Genomic DNA, 18,559 nt, shown 5'->3' with positions numbered 1-18,559 from the left:
CAGTACCGGGTCTAAGTGGACACTGTCCCTCATAACGACAGCTCGACGTCGTCGGCCGCAAACGCGTTCCGCTCCACCTCGGTCAACTCGGCGGGTCGCAAGGTCAGCCCGTAGTGCTGGCGCGGATCCCACTCGGGGAACTGGTCGACCCGGTCGAGGACTTCCGCGACCAGCTTCTTTAGGTAGACCCGCGGTGCCACCCCGACCTGGCCACCCAGCCGCCCTGCCACCGCACGAGCGAGTTCGCCCAGATAACCGTCGTCGACGCGGCGGCCCACCTGATCGCCGCCGTAGATTTCCCGCACACGGACGCCCAGTTGAGTCAGGGACTCCTCGGTGAATCCGGGCAGCCGAAGCTGGGTGGCCCGAGGATTGTCCCAGCGGACCTCCGGGCCGAAGTCGGTGGCGAGGCGTTGGGCCAGTGGGGCGAGCCGCTGGACACCTTGTGGCCCGTCGAAGAACGCCGGCGTGCCTGTGATCACCAGGAACAACCCAGGGAAGCGGCCGGCGTAGATGTCGTCGACGAGTTGACGTAGGGCGTTGAGGGCCTTGTCGCGGGCATCCGCACGAACCCGCTGCAGGGTCTCGACCTCGTCGAGCACCAGAAGCAGACCGGGGTGGCCGCTGTCGCGCAGCACGGTCAGCAGGCCCCGCAGGAAGTTGAGCGCGCCGAAGTGGTCGAGGTCCCCCTTGACTCCGGTGGCACGCCGGGTGGCTGCGGCGACATGCGGCTGCCCGCCCAGCCATGCGGCGAGGCCACCAGCGGTGACGTCGTCACCGTCCGCGAGGGCGGTACGGTAGCCACGCAGCGCCGCGGCGAACGCGGGGGTGCTCCGCGAGATGTCCGCGAGGCGGGTCTCGAGCAGTTCGCCCACCGCTCGGTCGAGCGCTTCGGCATCCTCCTCGGTCACCCGGCCGGCCGCGAGGACATCCTCCTCCAAGGCGAAGATCCAGTTGTCCAGTACGGGCCGCAGCGCGCTCGGCGGGAACTGCTCGGTGGACAACTGCTCGACGAGGCGCCGGTAGACGGTTTCCATCCGGTGCAGCGGTGTCTCGAGTTCGGAGATCTGCACCTCGGCGACGGCGAATCCGCGCCGCTTCGCCCGCTCGCCGAGCCACCGGGTGAAGAAGGTCTTGCCGGCACCGTACTCGCCCCGGACGGCCTTGAACACACTGCCCGCGCCGGCCACGCGATCCAGATCCTCGTCGAGCGCGGTGACGAAGCGGTCGAGGCCGACCGCGAGCGCATCCAGGCCGTTGGCGGGCACCACTCCCCTGCGCAACGCGTCGACGATGTCACGTCGGCGCCGGGCGCTCACGTCGGCCGTCATGAGGGCGCCAGCACGAACTGTTCGATCATCAGCGGGATGTCCAGCTTCGCGGTCCGCCCGTCCGGGTCCAGGCTGAGGACCGGGTAGCCCTCGACCTGCAAGAGCCGCCGGAGTGCCGTGAAGGTGGCGGAAATGCGGTGCACCGGCACTCCCGCCCGGGTGGCCAACGTCTCCAGAGTGGCCCGGCCGTTGCCTGCCAGCAAAGCGGTGATCATCGCGGCCACGCGCTCGTCCGGGATGGGTGCCCGGCTTCCCCGCCGATCGGCGTAGACCGGGCTGGCCAGCAGCGCTTCGACGAGCGCCGATGCCGGATCGACTGGAGCCGGCGGACCGGCAAGCGGTGGCGGAATCGATGCCGCGGGCAGGTCGAACAGGCTCTCGTCCTGTACAACTGCGCGCGGGCGGCGGCTCGGGCGGGCTGCCACGGTGCGGGGAGCAGCGGCCGCGGGCTGGTCCGCCTGTGCGGTCTGACGAAGCGGTTCCCGCCACCAGCCCGGGCTGGCGACCGGAGCTCCCGACCATCCGGGCACGGTCTCGTCGTTGCCAGAGGCGAAGAGCAACAGCGGAATGACCGCCTCGGCGGGGCTCGCGCCACCGTGATAGCCGGCCTTCCGCGGACCGTACCGCAGCTCCTCCTGCCACGGCAGGATGAGCTCGCCGTCGGCGAGGGCCACGCGGGTGCCGCGAAAAAGCAGTTCGCCGTCGGCCGGATCACCGGTAGCGGGACGCCATCTGTTCTCGCTGCTCTCCGACTTGCCCACCACGGCCTCGGAGCCGCGATCGACGACATGCCCGTGATCGGAGACCATCACCACGACCCGGTCCTGTGCGATCGCGAGCAGGTCGCGCAGCCCTTTGACGGTATCGGCGCTCCACTCGACGGTGCCTGGATCGCTCCGGTCGAGGGCGTCGTCGATGGCATTGATGACAGCGGCGACCACGGGCACCGCCGGATCCTCGATCGCGGCGGCGACTTCGCGGTCGACAGCCAGCCCAGCAGGCGTCCGCAGGTCGGCCTTGTGCAGGAGCACCCCGTCCGGAAAGCGGGCCGCGAATCCCTTCAGCTCGTCGCTGCGGTCACCAACACTGATCATGCCGCTCAAGAGACTGCACCGGTTGACGGCGGTAACCGTCGGCAGCGCGGCGAGCACCCCCGTACGCTGTCCGCCGTGCGGGGTCAATTCGGTCCAGGCGCCGCTGCGCACCAGTGATTCGGCGATCTCGATTCCGGCTGCCGCTCCCATGCCGTCCAGGACCAGCAACAGGACGCGCCGTCCATTGTCGATGATCGGCTGAATCACCCGGTCCAGCACGTCCTCCACCCGCAACAGGGCACCCGGATCCCGTTCCGCGCCGGTGGCGTCCTGAAACAGCTCAGCAAACTGGCGGTCGTGGCGGGAGCGCCGCGCGTGGACTGCCTGGTGCAGGACCCGGTAAGCATCGCCGACCATCTGGTCGACGTCACCGTCGAAGACGTCGAGGCGAGCACGGTCGACCCAGCCGTCCTCGCGAATCTGCCGGTGAACCGCATCGAGCATGGTGGCGGGCGGCTGCTGCTCGGGGGTGGCCAGCCAACGCAAGAGCCGGACCGCCATCCGGGCGGTCTCCACCCGCGTCCGGTCGGCCGACCGGTGGGCTTCCACCTCGGCCAGCCGCTCCTGTGCCCGTTCGATCAGGTCGCCGGCGGGCACGGCCGGCCCGGCAACCGGCAGGGAGAACCGCACCGCGGCGCCGAAGGCGCGCATCCGCTGGGTGAAGCCGGCCGGGAGCAGGGGCGAGGCGGCAAGCCGGCCGGCGACACCGATCTCCTCGGCGATGTCCTCGGCTCGACGCAGGATCCGGTGCGCGTCGTGCCGCACTGCCTCGTCGTCGAGGGCGCGGTAGATCCACGCCTCGGCAGCTTCGGTGTAGGCCCATGCCTGGGTCTCGGTGAGCCGCGTACCAGCGAAGCGCGGCTCGAGGCGGGTCCGTGCCACCGCGAGTTCGACGTCCGAGGACTGCGCGGAGTCGCGCGGCCAGAGCACCCCGGCCAGCAGACCGAGCGGAATGGCATCGACCCCGTGCCCGGCGCGTACGGCTGCCAGCACCGGTACCGCGACCGGACCGGCGACGTCGACCAGGAACGTACCGATTCCGTCGATCCATTCGACCGGCAGGTCACCCAGGCGCATCTGTGCCGGAGCGTCAGTGCTCCACTGCAGCAGCCCCGCAGCGTCCAGCCCGTCGGGTTCGAGTCCGAGCACCGTTCCGGCAAGGTGTCTCAGGGCGTGGTCGCGGGTCAGGATCGTACCGGTCGGCGGCGGCCAGCCCACGGCCGGCGCAAGCTCAGTCAACGCATCGGCGACCCACCGGCCAGTACGCACCAGCGTGGAGTCCGGACGTACCTGTCCCCCGAACGTCTGGCTGACCAGGTCCCAGGGGTCCACGCTCCGCCCCTGCTGAAGGCTGACATGGGCCAGTAAACCGTCTCCCAGCTCGTTGTCTGTGAGGTCGGTCAGGAGGACGAGCTTCTCGTGCGGCGGCCGGTCGGCGAGGGCGGCACGTGCTGCGAGCGGCGTCGGGCAGGGCACGACGCGCACGGTTCTGCCAGCCACGGTGAGCACCGGTTCGTCGTTCCACTGCGGCCGGGCGAGTAGCACGATGGCGTCTGCCTCGTCCTGTTCGGCGAGCCACGACTCCACCTTCCGTCGGACCGCCGCAGGGCGGACGGCAGCACGCGGAACGCTCACGACTGCCGCTCCGGCGCTTCGGCACGCCAGCTGATGATGACCCGGCGACCTGCGGAGATCTCTTTCCTGAGCTCTCCGACAACTTTTTCCAGGGCCGCCGCGTCGTGCACGACCGCCTCCCCAGTCATCGGGTCCGGGTCGGCGAGCGCGCTGCTGCCGTTCTCCCGAGGCTTCGGAATCGCCGGCCTGACGTCCGGCCGTCCCGGGTCGACCACTGGTGCCGGACCACCGGACGGAACGACCCGTTGCGTCGGATCCGGCGAAATGGGTGTCGCCGGCGGAAGCGGGTGCGGAGTGATCCGTTGTGCGGCGAGCATCTCGACCGACGCGTCGACCGCCTGCCGCAGCGCCTCAGCCAGGTCCGTACCGTGCTGCTCGTCCCGTCCGGCGGCGTGGAGCCGGTCGATGATGAGCCGGGCGCGCGCGTCCTCCTGTGCCCACGCACGCCGGGTGATGGCGTCGATCACCGACCACTGAGCCGCAGCAAGCGCATCAACGAGTTGCCGCGCCTGCTTGAACACCTGACTCGCAGCGTGGCCGTCCATACCGCCGAGACGCGGCTCGCCCTCGGCGACCACCGCGACGAGCACCACGTCGTCGGGTTCCTGCGCTACCTCGGAGAGGAACTGCGCAACCCGGCGGGCGGTGGCCAGCCGACCGGTCTCGGCGTGCGGGTCGAGCCCGAGCCGCTCGGCGTTCTCATCAAGTTTCACGACGAGTTGGCCGGCGTCGCCTGCGTACCGGTTCGCGACCTGGCGCATGGTGCCGGCCAGGGTGCCCAGGTTGGCCGGATTGCGGAACCGGGGCAGGACCTCGCCGAAGAAGGGTTGGCCGAAGCTCACCGCCGCCTTCCAGGTCTCGTCGTCCGGCATCGGTGGGTGGCGCAGCTCGAAGCGGTCCTCCACGCCGTTGACCGCCGCTACGCTGATCTTGCCACCGTTGTCGTACCAGCTGAGCTGCTGCTCGAACGCGAAGACCGCGATGATCAGATTTTGCAGTTCCCGATCGAAGCCGCGCGCCTTCGGCAGGTCGAGCAGCTTGCGCAACACGTGTACCGGCCAGCGGTCCCGGTAGTCCTGCCGGGCCGCCTCCTGCAGCAGGTGCCGGCTCCAGAAGCAGGTGCTGATGTCGAGAACGTAGCGGTGGTCGACCACCTCACCGAGCTGCAGCGGGTTGCAGATTCGGCGCAGCGTCTTCTGGTCTGCCGGGGAGTCGATGGAGACGCCGTGGGTGGGGTCGGCGGCGGCGCGCTTGGCGTATTCGAACACCTTCAGCAGGTCGGCCCGGGCGAGCGGCTTCTCGTCGACCGGCAGCGCGGGGGTGCCCGGGTACGACCACTCCAGCAACTCACCGGTGAGGTTGCGGAACGCGTCGGCGAGCGTCCCGCCCCTCGGGTCGCCGACGCGCAGGCCGTCGGCCAGTGTGTGCAGCACGCCGACGCTGTCCGAATGCACGTCGGAGGGCTGCGGAGTCGCGGCCCCGTACGCCTGCTTGAGCGCGGTGATCAGGCCGTCGCGCAGCTGGGTCTGACGCTGCAGCAGGTAAACGCGACCCTGTTGCCGGTCGGCCTGGGGCCAGTCGGCGGCAAGTGTGTTGAGCCGCTCTCCGGCACCACCCACGCCGAGCAAGTAGTTGATCTTTGCGAGCTGGGCGACCCGGCTCATCATGTCGTCGGTCAGGTACAGCGGTAGCCAGAACACCGTGTTGGAGCCACGCGGCAGCTCGTCGATCCGGGCCCGGTCCGCGTTGCGGGGGAAGTCCTGCGGATCGAACGGGTAGTCGATGATGACTCGCCAGGATTCGCCAGGAGCGATCAGTGCGGCGACCGGCATCGTGAGCGGGTCGCGGACGTTGCCGAACTTGACCTGTACGACGTGCCGCCGCCCTCGCCACTCGCGGGGGTGCTGCAACTCACCGTGGCTCCCCTCGGTGCCGGTCAGCCCCATCTCCGCGCTGATCAGCTCGCGGAGCAGTTGCTGCCGTACGCCGGCCGAGGTCTCGTTGTGCGGCACCAGGTCCAGCAGCTTGTCGAAGTCGACGGCGTGCAGCTTGAGCGACACGACCGGGTCATGGTCGTCGGTGAGGTGCAGTTCTCCCGCGTCCTGGGAGATCTTGCGCAGCCGGGTGAGCACCATGGTGTTCTCGTAGCCCGGAATCGGCGAGGCGATCGAGCCGAAGTTGAGCGCGTGCAACTTGGCCGCGGTCAGGTTGTGCAGCGCCGGCACCTCGGGCACCAGCGCGCCGAGCAGGATGGTCTTGACCAGCTTGTCGTCGAGCTGGAACTGGGTGTGTGCTGCTGCCCGCTCGTCGTCGATGCCGTTTAGGGTGAGCAGTAGCGGGCGCATCTTGCGCAGATAGAGGTTGCGGGCGGCGTCGAACTGCTGGCGTAGCTTCGGGCGATCCGGTAGTTCGCCGTGCAGAACCAGCGGGTCGAAGAGCGCGGCGACCCCGATCAGGTCATTGACCTTCAGCGTGTCCCGCCGCTCGACCAGCAGTTCGGTCATCACCTTCAGCGCGGTCCGCTCGCGCTGCAACGCCTGCGACAGCGCGACCAGGGTGGCCACCAGCGCCGGCGAGAACGGGTAGAGCTGGCGGAAGGCGGTGGCGTCGGAACCGATGCCGGCGTCGCCGTACTGTGCGCCGAGCAGCAGGATGTCCCACACCTCGCGGTTGTGCCGGACAGCGGCGAAAGCGTTGTCGATGACCGCCCGCGCCGCCTCGTCGTTGGGGTGCAGCAGGCGCTTCTCGGTGATCTCCGGCAGGTTGGTGTCGGCGAGGACGATCTCCCCGAGCCGGCCCTGGACGCTGCGCATCACGTGTGCCAGCGCTTCCCGCTCTGTGCCGCCGACCTGCGGGCCGAGGAACTCCTCCAGGTTGCGCTGCCGGGCGACGAAGGAGATCAGCGGCAGCGGCCGGGCCGCGTCTGCGGACTCGACCAGCTTGTTGAGCTTCGCTCCCTCGGTGTTGACGAACGTGTAGTCGGCGATGCGGCCGGACAACCAGAGGATCAACTCGTCGAGGAAGAGGACGATCCCGTCGTACCCGAGGGACTTGGCGTGCCGGGTGATGACCGCGAGGCCGCTGTCCAGGTCGAGATATTCGGCGCTGTGCACCGCGCCGCTGAAGAACGTCTGGGTGAGCGCACTGACGAGCGCGTCGCGGTCCTTCGTGCCGGGTGGCTGAGCGGCCGCCTCCGCGTACCGCTGCGGGGTCCACCCCTCGGCCTGGGCCCGCATCGCGGCCAGGCCGAGGCCGCCCGCGCCGGGCGCGGCGGCGCCACCACGCAGCGCCGCGAAGAACTTGTCGTCGCCCAGCGTCCGCCGCAGCCCCGCTGCGTTGTCCAACAGTGCATCCGACCGGTGTACGGCAGGTACTGGCGCGTCCGGATGCGCGGCGGTGATCTGGCGCAGATAGCCTTCGAGGATCGCCTGCTCGACCGAGCGCGCGTCGAGCATGTGCAGCGTCAGGGTGAGGAACTTCCGGCCGGGGAGCCAGGAATCGGCCGCGACCACCGGACCCTCGAGCCCTTTGATCTTCCGGGCCTCGGGGTTGTGCGCCAGGATCTCCCGCAGCACCGCCATGAAGTGCGACTTACCGGAGCCGAACGAGCCGTGCAGGAACATGGCCTGCGAGCGGCCGGTGGTGATCGCGTGGCCGATCCGCTGCAACGCCGTAGCGAAGTTGTCGCGTAGCTGGTCGGTGACGACGTACCGGTGCAGGTCGGCACCCTCGGCCGCCTTCACCACGAAGTCCCCTTCGCCGACGGACGTCGGGATGTCGATCAGGTCGCGCAGCAGCGTCACAGGTGCTCCTCCAAGCCTCCCCAGGGTGCCCGACACGCTACCCATCGACCTGATTGGTTGGCAGCGCCCTGATTGGACATCGTCCAGACCGATTGGGAAAACTCCTCGCAAACTGTTGAGCTTGCCATCCACCGATCGAGGGAGGAACCGCAGATCAGTTCGCTTGGCACCGGCGCATAGGACAGTGAAGATGAGTCGGATTCCGGACAGTCGCCTCACCCTTGTCCGTCATTTTGGAAGTCCACAGAAGCGACGATGATGCCGCAGATGGTTTTGATCGATGTGATGTTGCGGGTGGCGGCGTAGCTCGCTGATCGGCGAGTCGTCGCTCGTCCGTCGCACCGTGAACTTCTCATCGACGTACAGGGCGAAGAAGTCGAACTGGGTGTGGTGATTGGGGCAGAGGCAGAGCAGGTTGCTGAGGTCGTCCGTGCCGTCGTGCGGCTTGCCCAACCCACGGATGTGCGCCGCTTCGCTGTAGTAGCCGTCCCGGGTCGCCAGCCGGACTCCGCAAATCTGGCACCGATGGTCGTAGAGCCGCTTCACGGCCTTCGCGTACCGGCTGCTGCGGACGATGCGGTCGACCGTCACGAGCTTTCTCTCCGCCGGATCACCCGAGCCGGTGGGCGTGAGGAGATCCGGCTCCAGCGTGCCGGCCGCTGAGTCGTACCCCGCAAGCCCCACCTGAGCCAGTACCGTTGCCCGGTCGAGGTCGGAGGTCAGTGCCCGGGACAGTATCGCCACGGCGCGACCCCGCATGTCGACGTCGGCCAGCAGCGCGGCGGCCTCTGCCGACAAGTCAGATTTGACGACGTCCGGAGCGCTCGGTGCCCGGCCACCGTGGAAGCCGGAGCGATCTACCTCCCAGTTCAGTGCACGCTCGTGGTCCCACAGCCCACTATCGACCAGAGGCCGCAGCAGCGATCGCTCGTTCGAACCGCCGTGACGTTCGAGGAACGCCTCTAGGGACGTGGTGGTCTCTGCGGTGCGGCTGCTCGGCTCCGCAGCGGCGGCCGCTCGACCGATCGCCCACAGCATCGCCAGCGGCAGGTCAGGTGGCGATGCCTCACTGCTCCTTTCGAGCACCTGCCGCAGCACGCGGAAGAACTGCTTACGGCCCATCCGCTTCCGGGTGGGCAGACCGTGCGGTGAGCCGATGCTGGGCAACGTCGGGAGGAGCGGCAGGATCGAGTCGTACTCGTCAGCGTTGACAAGCGTGAGACTCCGCAGCGGACAACGGAGTCCGAGTTGACGCAGGATGGGCTCGGCCGGGACGGCATGAGTGAACTGATCGATCGCCCCCAGCGCCATGATGTGTTCCCAGGTCTGGCCCTCATCGTCGGTCTGCCACACCCTCTTCGCGACGGCCTGATTCCGGAAGAGATGCAGGATGCGGGCGCGGGCGTAGAAGACCTTGTCAGCGTAGAAGAGAACGTGGTCGCCGACCTTACGTTCACGGAGCGCACGCGCCTTGTCGTTGTTCACTTGCTCAGTCGGCGTCGAACCCCACAGTCGCGCCACACCTTCCGGATAGAGCCGCCGCAGCACCGGCAGTTCCGGCCCCAGTTCCGCCGCAATCTCGGCGAGCCGGACGCCTCGGATGATGGAGTGCTGATAGTGCTTCGGGCCGCGTACGTTCGCCCCGCCCCGCAACTGCAACACCAGTTGCGGCCGGTGTCCTGGCGTCGCTCCGGCGTCGAGTCGTCCACGGTCCGGCACGGCTACTCTCCACCGCCTGGGTTCTCGACGATCGAACGCGGCACCACGAAACCGTCCGCCTTGCCGCTACGCACATAGTGCGCCCGAAGCGCCGGCTCAAGGCCCTCGGGCAGACTGCCGGTGGCAACCAGGTCTCGCGTGGCCCCGATCACGGGCCGGGTGAAGCCGACCAGCAGACGTCCCTCGGGATACTCACCGAGTTCGTAGACCCGTTGTCTCGGCAGAAAGCCCTTCGGACTCTGGGCCGCCTCCCGAAGTACGGCCGCCCGCAGCGGATAGCCAGACTCCTCAAGCCGGGCCAGCAGGATCTCGAACTGAGCCCGGGTCCAGGGCCGTGGTCCGTCCTGCTCCGGCTCCTCGGCGAGCCGCTCGGTCGTATCGAGCGTGCTCTCACTGACGTCGACCTGGAAGGCGGCGGACGCCGCCGCCAGGAAGTCCTCGGGTACGGCCATGAAGAAGCCCACGCCCGCCCGTTCGGACATCTCGTTGATCAACTCCACGCGCGGCCCGATCGGCTCTCTGGCCGCGTCGAGCCGCCACCAGTCCTCCTTGCGGTCCCGGGTGACGAAGAGCAGGTTTTTCCTCTGCACCGCCGCGTGCTGGATGAGCTGCTCCCAGAGGAGGAAGTCCCCGGTTCCCTCCTCCTGCTGGCCCGGCTTGTCCGCGTCCATGTATCCGGGCGGCATCCGGCGCTCGAAGCGCTGTCGCCCGACGGCGATCAACTCCGCCAGGCGCTCGGAAGGGAACGGCCGGCCGACGCGGTGCTCGAAGAGTTCGCGGAGTTTGCCGAGGACAGGGTCCTCGGCAACGTCACGAAGTGCCGCCCGCAGGTTGAGCCCGCTCCCGCCACGCTTCACCCAGCCGATCACCTCGGTGAATGCCTTGTCGAGCAGTGCCCGCTGCTCGTCTGCTTCGGCCCCAGGCGTCGTGCGGGCAGCCCACGAGTCGACCTCGGCGAGAGCCTTCTTCCTGGCTTCCTGCAGGCCGGCGACTGAGTTGGTGGCGATCACGCGCCGGATCACGTCGTCCCGGTTGCGCCAGAACTCCTTCTGCACTTGAGCCGGCATGAACAACGCGGGCGCCACTGCGTCGAGCGCCGAGAAGACCTGCTTCCGAGCGCTCTTGGAGTAGCGGTAGAGATCCAGCAGCAGGTTGGTGTCCAGTGCGACGATGCCTGTTCGGAGCACCTGATCGAGATCCGCTCGCTCCACATTGCGGTAGCCCTCGAAGCCGTCGTACAGGCCGCCCAGACTTGCCTGGTCGATCATCTTCTACTCCTGCTACTCGCCGCGGTTGTCGGCATGGCCACCAAGCCCTCGCAGCGCGAGGAGATCTGGTCGGTCAGCCCCAAGCTGGGACAGTTCGGTGTCGATGAGGTCGGTGAAGAACTGGGCCGGGACTCCGGGGAAGTCGGGACGCTCGTCGGTGTGCCACTGGTGCAGCCACGGCTCCAGCTCCGCGATGCCCGCCAGCAACGGCAGCAGTCGTTCCGCCGACCACGCAGCCTGCAGCTTGCGATCCAGATAGACGGTCGCCAGCGCCTGTGCCTGCGCGAGGTGGTCCCACCCCGCCCAGCCGAGCAGTTCCGTACCGTCACCGTCGCGACCCGCCTTCGGATACGAGATGAAGCGCTCCTTCGGCACGTCGAGCTTGCCGCGCGCCCTCCAGTACGACGGCTTGGCGAAGTCCGCCGACGTGTACTTCGGCGGCACCTTGATGTCCACGTCTTCGCCCGCGTCCTCCAGCCGCTGCTGCGCCCAGGTCCGCTCCCACTGCGCCCGCTTGCGTAAGCCGGACGGCTTGTAGCGGTAGGCGGGCAGGAAGGGGACGTGTTCGTCGGCGATTAGTTTCGCCAGCGTCTTCGTCAGGTCGTAGTCGTCGCGGCCGGCCCACAACTCCAGCACCGCGCGGAAGTCGTCGTCGTGGCGTACCCGGTCTGCGAGCTGCGCCACCGACTGCGGTATCGGCCGGTCGCCCCACAGTTCGGGCGCCTCCAGCCGGTCGAGCAGCCAGTCACGCAGCGCCTTGGCCTGCATGGCGTCCCAGCCCTCGGTGGCCCACCGCCGCTTGCACTCCGGCCGTTCGATCAGCGCGATGTTCCGGTCCGACTCGATCACCTCGATCCGCCGCTGCACCAACGCCCGGTAGTCGTCCGGCCAGTGCGCCGGCAGCTCCGTGAGCGGTGTCGACCCGTGCCGGGCGAACCACTGCGTCTCCACCTCACCGGCCGCCATCCGGCGCGCCAGCACGATCTCGAACGCCCGCTCCCCCAACGCGAGTCGCGGCGGCTCGACAAAGGTCAGGTCGTCGTCGCGCAGCCCGTAGAGCCGGTAGACCTCCCAGTCCAACTCCTCCTGCAAGGCGATCATCCGCGCCCGCGTCTCGTCGTAGTCGGCGTGCGCCGTCGCCAGCCGCTCCCGGGTCGGCACCGCGGACTCCGCGACCGCCGCCGGGGTCAGGCCGGCGAGCCGCTGCGCCAGCGAGTCGAGCAGCCGCGCCCGCTCCACCGGGTACGCCCTTGGCAGCGGAAACTCTTGGAGCTTCGTCCCGGTGAACTCGTAGCGGTCAGACCAAGGCTCGGCGCTCACCCTTGCTCCGTCGCCCCCGATCGGGTCACCACCCTTCGGGTAGCTGACCTGCTTGAGCCAGAAGCAGGCGGTGGAACTGTTCAACACCCCAAGCAGCCGAAGGTGATCGTATTCAGTAGCCCTCTCCGCCAGCTTTATAGCCGGCGCCGTCCTGTTGAACACCTTGCCGCCCCTGTCGAGGACGAAGTGGTTATGGGTGGCGACAAAGGGAAACGCGATTGAGCGCGGGACACGAAATCGCTTTGCGAAGAACATGCTGTGGTCAAACCATCTCAATCCGCGCTGCTCCACTGTGCGACCGAAATCGATTCTTGAACGCAGCCAAACGCGAGTTATCCAGTAAAATCGGGACTCCGAAATTGAGGTTTCCCGAGGCACCCCGTCAGTGCCATAGGGGAACATTGCTACGGCGTCGAGATGGAGCTGGAAATCTCGAACATCTTCGCCCGCGACTACCGGAACAACCGCACTACTCATACCTCTAGTCGCAACTGCGGCTGAATTTAGATAAAAGGCCTCATCTTGACCGGTATGGGTGGTTCGGCCGATGGAATCAACCGCTGACCCAAGCGGGACACTTCTCTGCTCGATCAAATCCCGGAGTTCAACCGCCCCACCCCCAGAAAGGCTCCAAGGAAAACAAGCCATCTCGCTGCGAGGAGTGTCCTGTACGCTGATCCACTCAGAATCAGAACCCGGCAGGTCGAATTGCTTTTTGATTGCAGTCCAGACTGCTCCGTTTGCAGCATCGCCTGGCCGCTCAGGCTCTCCCCTGATCCCACGGATTATGCGAATGTTCGGCGCGCGGCGGCGGAATCTCGACCGTCCCACTAAGATTGCAGTGGGAGTGCCATGACCTGGAATATACGCGCCCGACGTATCTACAATGGCAGTCAACTCGACTTGATGCGCGAAGTAATCCTCGATCAACTTCTTACCGAACTCGCGCTTCATGAAGGCGTTGCCGGTGATCTGGCCGACATGGCCCGCTCCCTCGCCGTGCTCGTCTGACTGCCTCGCCAGGTCGAAGAAGCGCTTCGCGAACGGCACGGTCAGCGCATATTGGCGGTGGCAGACGTCGGGATAGATATCCCGGTAGAGCTGGTTGCGGGCCTTGTCTGCGACCGTGATGTACGGCGGATTACCGACCACCACCGTGTACTGGCCCTCGCGCAGGTAGTCGGCGAGCACGTCGGCGTCCTCAGCCGCGTACGCGAAGGCGTTCTGCCCCTCCAACATCGCGATCAGGTCGCCCTGGTGTCGCGACTTGCGTCCCCACTGCAAAAGGGAGTCGCCCGTCGCCACCCTGACCGGCCACGACGGCGTGCGTTCCAGCGACGTCAGGCCGCATTCCCTCATCGCGGCGATCAGCAGCCGGAACCGGGCGATCGCCACCGCGAACGGGTTTATGTCCACGCCGGTCACCTGGCCGAGCGCCCGCTCCACCAGCACCCGGATGTCGGTGGCGGGCTCGCGCTCCCGCCACTTGCGCACCAGCTGGCCGAACGCGCCCAGCAGGAAGTGCCCCGACCCGCAGGTCGGGTCGATGACCGAAGTCTCCGGCAGGCCGAATTCGCGTACCGCCGGCTCGAACGTGCGGTCGAGGATGAACTCCTCGACGAAGTCCGGCGTCTGCAACAGGGCGTACGTCTTCTTGGCGTGCGTCGACAGGTCCTGGTAGAGGTCGCCGAGGAAGCGGGTGTTCAGGTCGTCGACGCGCAGCGACACCAGACCCGGCCCTCGCCGGAAGAACTCCGACAGCTTCTCCGCCGCCGCGCCGGAGATGTCGAACCGCCACACCGGGTTGTGCTCGTCGAAGATCTTGCCGGTGGCGCGCAGCCCACGCAGGTAGGTGAACGCCTCGCGCAGCCATTCCCGGTCGTTGTGCCGGGGGTTGTCAATCAGGTGCTGCTGGCGGTGCTGCATGGCCCGGCCAACCGGCGCGACCGGCTCCGGGCCGCCGATCCAGAGCGGATCGACCAGTTCGTTGTCCTCGCAGAAGCGGACGAACACGCAGCCGAGCACCCAGGCCACCGCCGCCTGGTCTACGACGTCGTCCAGCCAGGTCTCGAACGTTCCCCCCGTACGCCGGGCCTCGGTCGCCCGGGCGTGTTCCTTGCGCAGCGACGACTCCAGCTCGGAGTCCGCGGCGACCTGCCCACGCAGGTCGTCGGTGAGGGCGGTGACCTGGGTCTGCAGCGCCTTCAGCGGAATCATCGGGGGGCGGTCCTCTCCAGGATGGGGCTGTCCCACTCGTCCGGCAGCCACAGCGACTGGTTGGCCAGCGAGGTGAGCGGAAGCTGCTGCCCGTCGAGCAGCAGCGGCTCGGTGCGGCGCACCGGCACCAGCAGCAACCGGGCGGCCGGACGGGGACGGGTCGGGTCGGCCAGTTCCTGGACCACCCCCAACTGCTGGTAGCGGGCCAACGGCGCCGCCTCGGTGATCAGCACCGGCCGGTCGGTCTCGGCCAGCGCGGTCCGGATCGCCGGCATCACCTCGTGCTGGAAGAGCTCCACAAGGGAGCGGAAATCAGCGTCGGTCGGCGAGCCGGTGTCAGCGGCGACGATCGTCTCCCAGGGGAAGCCGAGCGCGCGGAGCCGCTCCAGCATGACCGCGGTCACGTCGACCTCGGTGAGGTCGTAGCGGTCCAGCAGGGCCTGGCGGGCGCAGCCCGGCCGCCGGATCGACGTCAGCGCCACCAGGAAGCCGCGCCGGTCGATCACCTCGGCGAGCCGCCGGCGGGCCCGGGCGGCGGCTCCCGGCGCCAGGATCGGCCCGACTGTACTGACCGAGCGGGTACCGGTCAGCGACGAGGTGCGGTCCGGCGGGACGTAACGGCCGGTGCTCGCATCCCAGAACAGCGGGATCTCCCGCACCAGTTCGTCGAGCTTCGGTCGTGGCGGTAGTTCCTGAGCACGCGGGAACCGGGCACGCACTCTGGCGCGTACCGTCTCGGGGTCGAGCTTCTGGCCCACGAGCGCGCCGGCGGCCAGGCGCAGCGCGCGCTCGGCGGCCATCCGCTCGGCCGGGTAGAGCTGGCCCTGCGCGTTGACCGCGGCCTCGCCGCCGCTGCCGGCGGCAGCGAGCTGAAGCAGCCGGGCCTCGCTCAACGGTGGCATTCCGGCCGGGGGACGCTCCAGCGCCCGCAGTTCCTCCACGGCACGACTCCGGCTCGGCAGCGGGTCCGCGCCGGCCAGCACCGCCGCCCGGCGACCCAGGCGGGTGACGTATCCGAGCAGATCGTCGGCCGTGCGCTCGGTGGAGGGATCGTCCGGTTCGCGACCGATGAGCACGGTGTCCCCACCGCGCAACCGCTGCATCGCCAGCCGTGCGTCACCGCCCCGGGCCAGTTCCGTCTCCACCGCGGCGCGGACCAGGCCGATGGCCTGCGCGGTGCGCTTGGGCTCGGCCGTGTAGGAGCCGCGGGTGACGTTCAGCGCCTCAGCGATCTCTTCGCTGGACGCCACCCCACCCCGCGCGTCCAGCAGCGCCACGACCTCGTCGCGGACCAGGCCGAGCGCCGAGTTGGACAGCCAGTCGCGGGTTTGGACCCGGCGCAACAGGTTGGAGATCTGCGGCTGCTGTTTGCCGACCACCCGTGCCACATCCGCCTGGGACGGCCAGTGCAGGTAGTGACCGTCCTCGTCGGCGGCTTGACCGAGCAACACCTGAATGGCGGTGCGGTGCCAGGAGGTGCGGGCGGTCTCCGCAGGCAGCAGGGTGGCGCAGAGCGCCTCGACGTGCTGTGCGTCCGGCCGGCCGGGTACCGGCGGCTCGACGGTGGCGAGGAGCTCACGTAGCTCCCGGCTCCGGGCGAGGATCTCCTTGCGGGTGGCGTCCGGCACCCCCCGAGCCCGGGTCAACGCGGAGGGCTCGGCGTCCAGCAACTCGCCGACGGTGCCGATGCCGAGGCGTTCCAGCGCCGACCGCGCGCGGGCGGTCAACTCGGCCGCCTCCAGCGACGAGGCTCGGCTCAACGGCGCGAGACCACCGGTGTCGCCGGCGAGGGCCGCCGGTTCGGGAATCTCCCGGAACACCGCCCGCCACGCGTCGGTCATCTCGTCGAGCGTGTCGAACCGGTCCGCCGTGTCCCGGGCCAACGCCTTGGCGAAGTAGGCGACCAGGCGGTCCGCGACCGAGGGATCGAAGGCCGCCGGGTCGAGGGTTACTTCGTCGCTGACAGCGGCCGGGTTGGCGCCGTTGCCCCACCGGGGCAGTGTCCCGGTGGCCATCTCGTAGAGCGTCACGGCGGCGGCGAACCGTTCGGCCGCGGCGTCGTAGCGCAGTCGGCGAGGCGGACCGAGGAACGGGTCCAGGTAGGCGGTGGTGCCGGCGGTGAGCTGGTCGGCGGGGACCGCTGCCAGCGAGAAGTCGAAGATGCACAGGTGTGGTTGCTTGTCCTTCGGACGAGGGCGGGAAGCCAGGTTCGCCGGTTTGATGTCCCGGTGCCACACGCCCTGCCCGTCCAGGAAGGCGACGATCTCCAGCAGGTCCCGGCCGTACCGTTCCAGCAGGTCCAGCGCCAGCCGCCCGCCACGCAGGTCCTCGGCCAGAGTACGTTCGCCCGCGTTCTCCAGCAGTAGCGCGGTCCGGCCGCCCACCTTGACCGGACCACGCACCAGCGCGGCAACTCGCGCGTCCCGCAGCTTGTCCACGGCGCGGGCCTCGGCGGCGAAGCGGTCCGCGTACTGCTCGTCCCGGGCGACCTTCAGCACCACCGGTCGCCGGTCCGATCCGGCCTCTTCGGTTACCAGCAGGGCGACCGCCGTGGAGCCGCTGCCCAGCCGGCCGAGCACGGTCAGCCCGCCGTCGAGGACGTCGCCGCGGTGGGCGCGTAACGGATCCACCACCGGCTCCGGCTCCGGCGCGGTCAGTTCCTCCCAGACCAGCTCCAGGCCGGCGAGGAAGTCGGTGACCCGCCGCATCCGCGGCCCCGGATCGCCCCGGGTGGCGTCGTAGACGATTTCAACGAGCGCCTTCGGCATGCCGTCGGCGACCGCGTCCAGCCGCAGGCCACCGCCGGCCACTGCCGCGACAAGTTCCTCCGCCGAAGCTGCCGGCTCCACGGCCGTAAAGATGCGGTACGCCAGCGCCCCGAGCGAGAACATGTCGAGCTGATGGCCCGGCAGGTCGTCCAGGGTTGCCGCCTCGGGTGCCTGGTAGCGCCGGACCGAGTCGTCGAAGAAGAGCTCCAGCGAGGCCGGGTCCGTGGGCGAGCCGAGGGAGGTCATCCGGGTGCCGGGCAGCCGCCCACCGGTCTGCCAGTCGGTGACCACCAGCGTGGGGCGGGCGCTGTCCGGGTCGCAGACGTAGACCGCCCGGGGGTTCAGCGAGCGGTGTGACAGCCGACGCGAGTGGGCGTGCCCCACGATCTCGGCGAGATCCTGCACCAGTTGCAGTCGCTGGGCCAGTTGGAGCCGGCCGTCTCGCTCGGCCAGCCACTGGTCGAGTCGCTGCCACTCGGGCCGGTGGTCGAAGACCACCGCCGGGCCCCAGGGGTGGTCGACCAGGTCCAGCGCGCGGGCGATACCCGGATGATGGATGCCCTGTAACAGCCGGAACTCACGTTCGGCGGCCCGCCGGATGGCCGGCACGTCCTCCTCCGCAGCTCGGCTGGTCAGATAGAACCGCACCCGCCGCAGCAGCGAGGTGTCCACGGTATGGTCGGCGAGGAAGTCCTGCCAGCCGATTCCCTCCGCGAAGGGCCGCTGGTGCAGCATGAGTTGGTTGACCCGCCGCTCGGCCACCGACGGCCGAATCTTGGCGCCGCGCACCAGCTCGACGATCTGGCGGGCACGTACCGCGTCGACGAGATGGCGGGAATCCGCTGGCGGCGCCAGCAGCATCTGCTTGAGGCTCGGCAACTGGCTGTTGTTGTCGTCCAAGCCGTAGACGTGCTGACGCCCGATGTCGTCCAGTTCGCAGTGCATGTTCCGGGCGTGCAGGAACACTGCCGCGTGCACGAAGGGGATCCGGGCAGCGGGCGGGGCGTACTGGCGAATGACGCTGCGCAGCCGTTTGGCCTTGCGGTTGGTCAGGATCAGCGGGCTGTCTACGTGCGATCGACCATGCTGCCACCGCTGCCCGTCGCCAGAGATTCGACCTTGCCAGTGCTTGAGTTCGAGCACGTAAAGGCCGCTGCGGGTGAGTACCAGGGCGTCGATCTCGTTGATGGAGCCGTCGGTGCCCACGAACTCCACGTTGGCCCAGACATGATAAGGCTCGGCGTCCGGCAGGTACGACGCCAGCTCCCGCAGGCCGTCCTGTTCATGCAGGTAAGCAGTGGGGTTGATTTGTTGCCAGCGTGGTGAGTCCTCACGCATGATGCACCAAGCGAATCTGCGCAGTCATGACGGCCACTCCCCACGTATTCAACTGTGTTGGATCCG

The 18,559-nt window shown here is 68.8% G+C and carries 7 protein-coding genes; all 7 read right to left on the bottom strand.

Features of this window, described 5'->3' with window-relative positions; genetic code table 11:
* Positions 1-29: 29 nt before the first annotated feature.
* Positions 30-1,331, bottom strand: coding sequence for a BREX system ATP-binding protein BrxD (gene brxD / locus MICAU_RS06500; RefSeq protein WP_013284498.1), 1,302 nt, complete (start codon positions 1,329-1,331; stop codon positions 30-32).
* On the bottom strand, positions 1,328-4,060 hold the full coding sequence (pglZ, locus tag MICAU_RS06495; protein WP_013284497.1) for a BREX-2 system phosphatase PglZ: 2,733 nt from the start codon (positions 4,058-4,060) through the stop codon (positions 1,328-1,330). Before pglZ ends, brxD begins: the two co-directional genes overlap by 4 nt.
* Positions 4,057-7,995: a DUF6079 family protein gene (locus MICAU_RS06490; protein ID WP_244879734.1), complete on the bottom strand. Its 3,939-nt coding sequence runs from the start codon at positions 7,993-7,995 to the stop codon at positions 4,057-4,059. Before MICAU_RS06490 ends, pglZ begins: the two co-directional genes overlap by 4 nt.
* A 96-nt stretch (positions 7,996-8,091) precedes the next feature.
* Positions 8,092-9,582 carry an HNH endonuclease gene (locus tag MICAU_RS32930; RefSeq protein WP_013284495.1) on the bottom strand — a complete coding sequence of 497 codons (1,491 nt, stop codon included), beginning with the start codon at positions 9,580-9,582 and terminating at the stop codon, positions 8,092-8,094.
* A 2-nt stretch (positions 9,583-9,584) separates the two neighbouring features.
* Entirely contained in the window at positions 9,585-10,850 is a 1,266-nt protein-coding gene (locus MICAU_RS06480; RefSeq protein ID WP_013284494.1) for a PIN-like domain-containing protein, read from the bottom strand.
* Between the two features lie 12 nt (positions 10,851-10,862).
* Positions 10,863-14,387, bottom strand: coding sequence for a BREX-2 system adenine-specific DNA-methyltransferase PglX (gene pglX, locus MICAU_RS06475; RefSeq protein WP_013284493.1), 3,525 nt, complete (start codon positions 14,385-14,387; stop codon positions 10,863-10,865).
* Positions 14,384-18,493 carry a BREX system serine/threonine kinase PglW gene (gene pglW / locus MICAU_RS06470; RefSeq protein WP_013284492.1) on the bottom strand — a complete coding sequence of 1,370 codons (4,110 nt, stop codon included), beginning with the start codon at positions 18,491-18,493 and terminating at the stop codon, positions 14,384-14,386. The genes pglX and pglW overlap by 4 nt, the downstream gene beginning before the upstream one ends.
* Positions 18,494-18,559 lie beyond the last annotated feature (66 nt).

This window comes from Micromonospora aurantiaca ATCC 27029 (assembly GCF_000145235.1).
Lineage (GTDB): Bacteria > Actinomycetota > Actinomycetes > Mycobacteriales > Micromonosporaceae > Micromonospora > Micromonospora aurantiaca.
This window is presented reverse-complemented; position numbering and strand designations above follow the sequence as displayed.

Bases quoted from the DNA above. Each gene is read 5' to 3' on its own strand.
- brxD (WP_013284498.1), bottom strand. From the start codon at position 1,331: ATGACGGCCGACGTGAGCGCCCGGCGCCGACGTGACATCGTCGACGCG.
- MICAU_RS06480 (WP_013284494.1), bottom strand. From the start codon at position 10,850: ATGATCGACCAGGCAAGTCTGGGCGGCCTGTACGACGGCTTCGAGGGC.
- pglX (WP_013284493.1), bottom strand. From the start codon at position 14,387: ATGATTCCGCTGAAGGCGCTGCAGACCCAGGTCACCGCCCTCACCGAC.
- pglW (WP_013284492.1), bottom strand. From the start codon at position 18,493: ATGCGTGAGGACTCACCACGCTGGCAACAAATCAACCCCACTGCTTAC.